Below are 9,297 nucleotides of genomic sequence, written 5' to 3' on the forward strand. Positions count from 1 at the left end.
CTGCGGCGCCGCCCGAACGCGGGGCGTGCCCCTGGCCGGAGCCGCCGCGGGGCCGTCGCGACCGGCGCGGGTTGTCGGACCTGGGCTGCTGCGGCTGCTGCGGGGTCTCCAGCTCGATGCCTCCGCTGAACACCCGCTCGCCGGGGGCGATCTGCTGCAGCACGGGGTGCGAGGCGCCGGCGAACTTGGTGACGGTCGGCTTGACGCCGGCCTTGCGGGTCAGCGCGCGGACGTCGCCCACCTGGTCGTCGAGCATCAGGGTCACCACGGTGCCCTCGGCGCCGGCGCGGGCGGTGCGTCCGGACCGGTGCAGGTAGGCCTTGTGCTCGACGGGCGGGTCGGCGTGCACCACCAGGTTGACGTCGTCGACGTGGATGCCGCGGGCGGCGATGTCGGTGGCCACCAGCACGGCCGCGGTGCCGTCGGAGAACGCCGCGAGGTTGCGGGTGCGGGCGTTCTGCGACAGGTTGCCGTGCAGTTCGACGGCGGGGACGCCACGCGAGTTCAGCTTGCGGGCAAGGCCTTTGGCGCCGTACTTGGTGCGGGCGAACACGATGGTGCGTCCGGGCGAGGCGGCCAGGTCGGTGAGGACCTCGAGCCGCGAGGCGCCGTCGACGTGCAGCACGTGGTGCTCCATGGCGCTCACGGGCGACTGCTCGGAGTCGACGCTGTGCTGGACGGGGTCGTGCAGGTAGCGCTTGACCAGCACGTCGACGCCGCCGTCGAGGGTCGCGGAGAACAGCAGGCGCTGGCAGTCCCGCGGGGTGCGGTCCAGGAGGCGCTTGACCGGCGGCAGGAAGCCGAGGTCGGCCATGTGGTCGGCCTCGTCGAGGACGGTGATCTCGACGGCCGAGAGGTCGGCGTGGCCGCTTTGCACGTGATCCTCGAGGCGGCCGGGGCAGGCGATGACGATGTCGACGCCCTTGCGCAGCTTGTCGATCTGGGGCTGGGCGCCGACGCCGCCGAAGACGGTGACCGAGCGCAGGTCGGTCGCGGCGGCCAGCGGGGCCAGCGACGCCTCGATCTGGGTGGCCAGTTCGCGCGTGGGCGCGAGGATGAGCGCGCGCGGCTTGCCGGGTGCGCGGCGTGCCGGGGTGGCGGCCAGGCGCGACACCACGGGCAGCAGGAACGCGTAGGTCTTGCCGGAGCCGGTGCGGCCACGGCCCAGCACGTCGCGGCCGGCCAACGAATCCGGAAGCGTCGCAGCTTGAATGGGGAAGGGGGAGTCGATGCCCTTGGCGGACAGCGCGTCGACGACTGCCGTCGGCAGGCCGAGTTCGGCGAAGGTGGGCACGGCTGAAGACATGGTGATGGGTTACTCCGAAAGTCGAGTGGTCGTTCTGCCCGGCGCGGGTGGTCCCGCGGCGCTTGATGACAAGCTCGGTATGAACGAGAAAGAGCGGCAAGAGGCAGAACAGACGATGCCGCTGCCGCCAGCTTACCCAACCCCGGGCGTCGACCCCAATTCTTCGGGCAATCGGTGACGGGCGTCACGCCGCACGTGAAGGCGCCCGGCCTCCGTGCGGAGGCCGGGCGCTGTCCGTGGGTGCGCCGGCTACGCGGTGAGTTCCACCAGCTGTTCGGCGAACGCGAGCTGCTCGGCGGCGTCGACCGCGAGCGGGTGCACCAGCATGGTCGTGACACCGGCCTCGGCGTAGGCGGCCAGGCGTTCCTGGACGTAGCCGCGCGGGCCGATCAGCGAGGTGTTGCGCACCAGCTCGTCGGGCACCGCCTCGATGGCCTCGGCCTTGCGGCCGGCGAGGTAGAGGTCCTGGATGCGGTCGGCCACGTCGCCGAAGCCGTAGCGCGTGGCCAGGGCGTGGTAGAAGTTCTTGCCGCGGGCGCCCATGCCGCCGATGTAGAGCGCCAGTTGCGGTTTGGCCCACGCGAGTCGGTCGCCGACGTCGTCGCCGATGGCCAGGCTGGCCGACACCATGACGTCGAGCGGGCCCAGTGCGGGGTCGCGCTTGGCGGCGCCCTTGCGCAGCGCGTCGCCCCAGACGTCGTCGGCCTTCTCCGGGTAGAAGAAGATGGGTTGCCAGCCTTCGGCGATCTCGGCGGTGAGCGCGACGTTCTGTGGGCCCAGCGCGGCGATGGTGATCGGGATGCGTTCGCGCACGGGGTGATTGATGAGGTGCAGCGGCTTGCCGAGGCCGGTGCCGCGTTCGGCGGGCAGCGGCAGCTGGTAGTACTTGCCGGCGTGGTCCACCTTCTCGCGGCGCCACACCTGCCGGCAGATCTCGACGACCTCGCGCGTGCGCCCCAGCGGCCCGTCGAACGGAATGCCGTGGAAGCCCTCGATCACCTGCGGCCCCGAGGTGCCGATGCCGAGCATGAAGCGTCCGTCGGAGACGTAGTCGACGCCCGCGGCCGTCATCGCCAGCAGCGTCGGGGTGCGCGTGTAGATCGGCACGATGCCGGTGCCGAGTTCGATCCGCGACGTCTTGGCGGCCAGGTAGCCCAGCTGGCTGATGGCGTCGTAGGAGTAGGCCTCGGGGACCAGGGCGACGTCGATGCCCACCCGTTCCAGCTCGACGACCTGGTCCGCGGCCTCGCGGAAGCCGCCTGCATAACTGAGGAAGATGCCGGTGCGCATGGGGACTTCATACCATTCCCAACCGGTTGGTTGGGAATGGGGGGTCCCCCGGGCCCGGCGGCGCGTGCGGGGGCGACGAGAATGGCCGCAGTGAGAGGTTTGGCGTGGTCACGGGCCGCGGTGTTCGGACTGTTCGTCGTCTTCGGCCTGTGCATCGCGACCTGGGCGGTACACATCCCCTCGGTGCAGCAGCGCACGGGCATCTCGTCGGGCGCCCTGGGTTCGATGCTGCTGCTGCACGGCGCCGGCGCGCTCATCGGCATGCAGATCGCCGGGCCCCTGGTGACGCGGTTCGGCGGTGCCCGCGTCGCGCTCCCGGGCGCGGTGGGCATGTCGGTCACCCTCGCCCTGCCGCTCAACGCGCCCACGCCTGCACTGCTGGCGGTCGCGCTGCTGACGTTCGGCATCGCGTCGGGCATCACCGACGTCGGGATGAACGCCCGGGCGGTCACGGTGGAGAGGCTCGTGGGCCGGCCGATCATGTCGTCGTTCCACGCCGTGTTCTCGGTCGGCAGCGTGGTGGGCTCGCTGATCGGGGCAGGCACGCTCGCCGCCGAGTGGACCTTGGCGGCCACCAGCGCGGTGATGTGCGGTGTCTGCCTGGTGATCACCGCGGGGATGGCGCCCAACCTGCTCGGTGCCGGGGCCGAGCGTGACGGGGCCGACGCCGCCGCCGGTGACGCCGATCCGGCGCCGAGGGCCGACCGCCGGCGGCTGGTGCTGCTGGGCGTCGTGGCGTTCCTGCTCTTCCTCGCCGAGGGGTCGGCGATGGACTGGAGCAGCCTGCACGCCCAGGAGCACCTCGGGGTGTCCGACGCGCTGGGTGCGCTGGCGTTCGCGGGTTTCGTCACCGCGATGACCATCGGGCGCTTCAGCGCCGACTACGTCAAGGCGCGCCGGGGCGCGGTGTGGGTGGTGCGCTACGGCAGCATCGCGTCGGTGGTGGGGTTCGCGATCGTGGTGGCCTCGCCGGTGCTGCCGCTGACCGTCGTCGGGTGGATGATCCTCGGCATCGGGCTGGCGGGCGGGGTGCCCCTGGTCGTGTCGGCGGCGGGCAACGTGCCGGGCGTGACGGGCACGCAGTTCTCCCGCGTCATCGGCTGCGGGTACATCGCGCTGCTGGGCGGGCCCGCCGTCATCGGCTGGCTGGCCGAACTGGTCGGGCTCAACCAGGCGCTGCTGTTGCCGCTGCTGGCCGTGATCGTCACGGCGTCCTGTGCGGGCGCGGTACGGGACAGGCCGGCCGTCAGGGCTTGAGCAGCGCGACGACCTTGTTCTCGAGGTCCACGGGGTCGTCGGCGAACGGGTCGAGGTGCTCGGTCTTGGGCAGTGTCGCGTCGGGGTCGGCGAAGTCACGGTAGGTCTTGTCGCCGGCCAGTTGGTGCAGCAGATAGCCGGTGAGCAGGCCGCGGACGATCTTCTGCGTGCCCTTGTCGGCGCCGGGCAGCTTGAACACGCGCGCGAGCCTGCGGCCCTCCACCACGCCGCCGGCGGTGACGCCCTTGGCGGCGCGCAGGGTCGCGGGTCGCCACGCCCTGGCCAGTTGGACGGCGTTCGAGCGCAGCGACATCGGGTCGCCGGGATCGGCGAGGATCAGGCCGGGCACCCGCAGCGTCGCGGCGGCCTGCTCGGCGGGCGGGCTGCTCACCGAGGGGAACAGGGCCACGGCGGCCTTGAGCCGGTCGGGCATGCCCGCGGCGGTGAACACCGCGGCCGAGCCGCCGAAACCGTGGCCGACGACGCCCAGCTTGGTGGGGTGCACGCTGATCTTGCCGGTGCCCAACCGCACACCCGCGACGATGTCGAGCGTCGTGCCCAGGTCGAACGCCAGGTTCAGCACCGACGGCGCGATGCCCTTCTCGGTGTCGGGTGCGGCGGCCACGATGCCCCACGACGCGAGGTGCTCCAGCAACCCGTGGTAGCGGTCGGCGCCCGCCAGCCAGTCGTGGCCGAACGCCACGGCGGGCAGGTTCAACCCGGTCTCGGGGGTGTAGACCACGCCGGGCAGACCGGCGAACGCCAGGTCGCCGCGCAGCACGCGGTGCGGTCCACGCTTGGTCAAGGAAGCGAACAGCTTCTTGGTCCCGGCCACGCGTCGAACCTATCCCACGCTCACGGCGCTGCGTGAACGTCTGCCCGACGGCGCACGAATCGGGCGCCGCGGGGCACCTGCACTACCCTTGACCGCGTGTGTGGAATCGTCGGCTACGTCGGTAAGCGCCCTGCCAGGGACATCGTCGTCGACGCGCTGCGCCGGATGGAGTACCGCGGGTACGACTCGTCGGGTGTCGCGCTGCTCGACGGCGCGGGCGGGCTGACCGTCCGACGGCGCGCGGGCAGGCTCGCGAACCTCGAGGAGGCCCTGGCCGCCAGCGATGCCGCCGATCTCGTGGGCAGCACCGGTCTGGGCCACACCCGCTGGGCCACCCACGGCAGGCCCACCGACCGCAACGCCCACCCCCACCTGGACGCCGAGGGCAAGATCGCGGTGGTCCACAACGGCATCATCGAGAACTACGCCGTGCTGCGCGCCGAGTTGGAGACCGCCGGGGTCGAGTTCGCCAGCGACACCGACACCGAGGTGGCCGTGCACCTGGTGGCTCGCGCCTACCGCGACGGCGAGTACGCCGGGGACTTCCACGGTGCGGTGCTGTCGGTGCTGCGGCGGCTGGACGGGCACTTCACCCTGGTGTTCGCCAACGCCGACGAGCCGGGCACCATCGTCGCCGCGCGGCGGTCCACCCCGCTGGTCGTCGGCGTCGGCGACGGCGAGACGTTCATCGGCTCCGACGTGGCGGCGTTCATCGAGCACACCCGCGACGCGGTGGAACTCGGCCAGGACCAGGCCGTCGTGATCACCGCCGACGGCTACCGGGTCACCGACTTCGACGGTGACGACGACGTCCCCACCCGTCCCTTTCACATCGACTGGGACCTCTCGGCCGCCGAGAAGGGCGGTTACGACTACTTCATGCTCAAGGAGATCGCCGAGCAGCCGATGGCCGTGGCCGACACGCTGCTGGGGCACTTCGAGCATGGCCGCATCGTGCTCGACGAGCAGCGGCTCTCCGATCAAGAGCTGCGCGAGATCGACAAGGTGTTCATCGTCGCGTGCGGCACCGCCTATCACTCGGGTCTGCTGGCCAAGTACGCCATCGAGCACTGGACCCGGCTGCCCGTCGAGGTGGAGCTGGCCAGTGAATTCCGTTACCGCGACCCGGTATTGGATCGCAGCACGCTGGTGATCGCCATCAGTCAGTCCGGCGAGACCGCCGACACGTTGGAGGCCGTGCGCCACGCCAAGGAGCAGAAGGCCAAGGTGTTGGCCATCTGCAACACCAACGGCAGCCAGATCCCGCGCGAGTGCGACGCCGTGCTGTACACGCGGGCCGGGCCGGAGGTCGGCGTGGCGTCCACCAAGACGTTCCTGGCGCAGATCGCGGCGAACTACCTCGTCGGCCTGGCGCTGGCGCAGGCGCGCGGCACCAAGTACCCCGACGAGGTGGCCCACGAGTACCACGAGCTGGAGGCCATGGCCGACCGCGTCGAGCGGGTGCTCGCGTGCATGGGGCCCGTCACCGAGCTGGCCCACCGGTTCGCGACGTCGTCGACCGTGCTGTTCCTGGGACGCCACGTCGGCTACCCGGTGGCGCTGGAGGGTGCGCTCAAGCTCAAGGAGCTGGCGTACATCCACGCCGAGGGGTTCGCGGCCGGGGAACTCAAGCACGGCCCCATCGCGCTCATCGAGGACGATCTGCCGGTCATCGTCGTGATGCCGTCGCCGAAGAACTCCGCGATGCTGCATTCGAAGCTGCTGAGCAACATTCGCGAGATCCAGGCGCGCGGGGCCGTCACGATCGTGATCGCCGAGGAGGGTGACGACACGGTGCGCCCGCACGCCGACCACCTGATCGAGATCCCGGCCGTCCCCACGCTGTTCCAGCCGCTGCTGTCGACCATCCCGCTGCAGGTGTTCGCGGCCGGGGTGGCTCAAGCGCGCGGGTACGACGTGGACAAGCCGCGCAACCTGGCGAAGTCGGTCACCGTCGAATAGTCGACGACCGTACCCTCGGCGCATGAGTGAACCGCGTTCTGCGATCGTGACCGGTGCCTACGGCGGTATCGGTCGGGCCATCACCGAGGTGCTGCAGGAGGAGGGCTTCGCCGTCACGGTGGTGGGCCGTGATCCGGAGCGGCTGGACGCCGTGCCGGGCCCCGAATTGCACCGTGTCGCAGGTTCACTGGCCGACGAGGGCTTCCTCGTCGAGGTCGCGCGTCGGCACGGCGAACGCTTCGGGTCCCTCGATCTGCTGGTCAACAACGCCGGCGTGGCGGGCACGCGGCCGGTGGCCGAGTTGACCGCCGAGCTGGTCGACGAGCAGTTCGCGGTCAACACGCGCGCGGTGATCCTGTTGACCACCGCGTGCCTGCCGCTGCTGCGCACCGCGGTCGCCCGTCGCGGCAGCGCGCAGGTGGTGAACACGGCGTCCAACGCGGGCAAGCGCGGCGAGGCCATGTTGGCGTCCTACTCGGCGTCGAAGGCCGCGGTGGTGGGGTTCACCGAGGCGCTGCACGACGAGCTGGCGGGCGAGGGCATCAAGGCGACGGCCATCTGCCCGGGGCTGGTGGACACGCCGATGGCCGACGACTACCGCGAGGGCGGTGCGGTCACGATGATCGCCCCGCGCGACGTCGCCGAGACCGTCCGGTTGACGACGCGGCTGTCGCAGGCGTGCGTCATCCCCGAGGTGGTGCTGCTGCGGCCCACGGAGTGGGTCGCGGCTTCGGAGCTGCGCTGATCACTGCGCCAGGTGGCGCTGCAGGAACGGTCGGGCCAGGGCGACGACGGCGTCGAGCCGGCTCTCCAGCAGGAAGTGACCGCCGTCGAGCAGGTCGATCTCGGCGTGCGGCAGGTCGGCGGCGAACGCGAGAGCGCCTGCGGGACCGAAGATCTGGTCGCCACGACCCCAGACGGCCAGCAGGGGCACCTGGGAGTCGCGGAAGTAGGCGTGCACCGCGGGGTACAGCTCGACGTTGCTCGCGTAGTCGGCGAACAACTCCAGTTGCGCGGCGACGCGCTCGGGCGTCGACGCCACGGCCCACCCGGCGTGCAGCCAGGCGTCGGGGTCCACGACGGCCGGGTCGGTCACGCCGTGGGTGAACTGCCACTGCAGTCCCTCCGGGCTGATCAGTTCGCGTAGCGCGGCGGCGTTGGCGTCGCTGCGGTCGCGTCCGTAGGCGAACAGCGGTTCCATGGCGTCGCCGACGAAGCCCTCGACGTAGGCGTTGCCGTTCTGGGTGACGATGGCGGCGATGCGGTCGGGGTGCCGTAGCGCCAGCCGCCAGCCCACCGGTGCGCCGTAGTCCTGGACGTACATCGCGAAGCGGGTGACGCCGAGGTGGTCGAGCAGGGCCTCGACGTGGTCGGCGAGCGTGTCGAAGGTGTAGTCGAATTCGGAGGTGGCCGGCACGTCGGAGTATCCGAAGCCGGGGTAGTCCGGCGCGATCACGCGGTAGCGGTCGGCCAGGGCCGGAATCAGGTTGCGGTACATGTGCGAACTGGCGGGCGTGCCGTGCAGCAGCACGACGACGGGTGCCGTCTGGCGACCGGCTTCACGGTAGAACATCCGGCGGCCGTGGACCTCGGCGTAGCGGTGCTGCGTCATGTCTAACCCCTTCGGTTTGTTTTGTCGGTTAGGCGTAGTCAACGCGCGTTCTTCTAACCTGTCAAGTGTTGTATGGTGGTTAGCATGTTCGATGACCCCGACGTCGTGCTCGAGCTGCTCAACACCACCCCCGTCGTCGACGCGGTGGTCACCGAGCAGCTCGACGCGGCCTGGCTGCGCGCGCACGGCGCCGCCGACGTCGGGGTCGGCGACGCCCGCGCGCTGCGCGACGCCCTGCAGGCGGCCACCCGCGGCGCCGCCCCCGACGGGCTCGCAACCTACCTCGACGGCGTCACCAAGACACCGGAGCTGCACGCCGACGGCACCCTGACCTGGCAGCTGAACGCGGCCTGGCTGGCGCGGATGGTGTTGGCCTGGGCCGAGATTCGACGAGAATTCCCCGGCAGGCTGCGGCCGTGTGCGAACGGCGAATGTCACCTGTTCCTGCTGGACCGCAGCCGCGGCGGCACGGCACGGTGGTGCTCGATGGGCGTCTGCGGCAACCGGATGAAGGCCCGCAGGCATTACGGCAAGTCGACCGGCAGGTCCGTGGACACGTCGCGGGGCCGGTCCGCGAACTGACGCAGCGCACACCCACGCGACGTAGTCTGTGCGGAATGCGGCATTACTACGGCGCTGACGCCATCCGAGACGCCGAGGCGCCGCTGCTCGCGGCCCTGCCCGAGGGCGCGCTGATGCGCCGCGCCGCATACGGACTCGCCACGGCCGTCGCCGGCGAACTGCGCACCGTCGCAGCCCGGTCGATCTGTGCCGTCGTCGGCTCGGGCGACAACGGCGGTGACGCGCTGTGGGCGGCCACGTTCCTGCGGCGCCGCGGTGCCGCCGCCACGGCCGTGCTGCTCAACCCGGAGCGGGCGCATGCCGCCGGGCTGGCGGCGTTCCGGCGAGCCGGCGGCCGGGTGGTCCAGACCGTGCCCCGGGCAACGGAATTGGTGATCGACGGCGTCGTCGGCATCTCGGGGTCGGGGCCGCTGCGGCCAGGGGCTGCCGAGGTGTTCGCCGACGTCGCCCGGC

At 71.4% G+C, this 9,297-nt stretch carries 9 protein-coding genes; 5 read left to right on the forward strand and 4 right to left on the reverse strand.

Features of this window, described 5'->3' with window-relative positions:
* Positions 1-1,294 (reverse strand): DEAD/DEAH box helicase (locus tag AC30CM_RS26270; RefSeq protein ID WP_490119859.1); only part of this gene is annotated, 1,294 nt, incomplete at its 3' end.
* 261 nt (positions 1,295-1,555) lie between these two features.
* Positions 1,556-2,596: an LLM class F420-dependent oxidoreductase gene (locus tag AC30CM_RS26275; protein WP_490119851.1), complete on the reverse strand. Its 1,041-nt coding sequence runs from the start codon at positions 2,594-2,596 to the stop codon at positions 1,556-1,558.
* Positions 2,597-2,677: 81 nt separating this feature from the next.
* Here AC30CM_RS26275 and AC30CM_RS26280 point away from each other — a divergent pair, with 81 nt between their 5' ends.
* Positions 2,678-3,853: an MFS transporter gene (locus AC30CM_RS26280; RefSeq protein WP_490119852.1), complete on the forward strand. Its 1,176-nt coding sequence runs from the start codon at positions 2,678-2,680 to the stop codon at positions 3,851-3,853.
* On the opposite strand, the gene AC30CM_RS26285 is transcribed toward AC30CM_RS26280, so the two are convergent.
* The gene (locus AC30CM_RS26285) at positions 3,843-4,688 is read right to left on the reverse strand and encodes a dienelactone hydrolase family protein (protein ID WP_490119853.1); all 846 of its coding nucleotides are present in this window, start codon (positions 4,686-4,688) and stop codon (positions 3,843-3,845) included. The genes AC30CM_RS26280 and AC30CM_RS26285 overlap by 11 nt on opposite strands.
* Before the next feature lie 96 nt (positions 4,689-4,784).
* Here AC30CM_RS26285 and glmS point away from each other — a divergent pair, with 96 nt between their 5' ends.
* Both glmS and AC30CM_RS26295 read left to right on the forward strand, forming a co-directional pair.
* Positions 4,785-6,650 (forward strand): glutamine--fructose-6-phosphate transaminase (isomerizing), encoded by a 1,866-nt coding sequence (gene glmS / locus AC30CM_RS26290; RefSeq protein ID WP_490119854.1) that lies wholly within the window; start codon positions 4,785-4,787, stop codon positions 6,648-6,650.
* A gap of 22 nt (positions 6,651-6,672) precedes the next feature.
* The gene (locus AC30CM_RS26295; RefSeq protein WP_490119855.1) at positions 6,673-7,395 is read left to right on the forward strand and encodes an SDR family NAD(P)-dependent oxidoreductase; all 723 of its coding nucleotides are present in this window, start codon (positions 6,673-6,675) and stop codon (positions 7,393-7,395) included.
* Here AC30CM_RS26295 and AC30CM_RS26300 read toward each other — a convergent pair whose 3' ends face one another.
* Positions 7,396-8,262: an alpha/beta fold hydrolase gene (locus tag AC30CM_RS26300; protein WP_490119856.1), complete on the reverse strand. Its 867-nt coding sequence runs from the start codon at positions 8,260-8,262 to the stop codon at positions 7,396-7,398. It abuts the gene before it with no gap.
* An 84-nt stretch (positions 8,263-8,346) separates the two neighbouring features.
* On the opposite strand from AC30CM_RS26300, the gene AC30CM_RS26305 reads away from it, so the two are divergent.
* A complete protein-coding gene (locus tag AC30CM_RS26305; RefSeq protein WP_490119857.1) occupies positions 8,347-8,844 on the forward strand; it encodes a CGNR zinc finger domain-containing protein in 498 nt (165 codons plus the stop codon).
* Positions 8,845-8,879: 35 nt separating this feature from the next.
* Positions 8,880-9,297: NAD(P)H-hydrate epimerase (locus tag AC30CM_RS26310; protein WP_490119858.1), on the forward strand; the 418-nt coding region annotated here is incomplete at its 3' end.

This window comes from Mycobacterium sp. DHQP2018-32-09 (assembly GCF_058148405.1).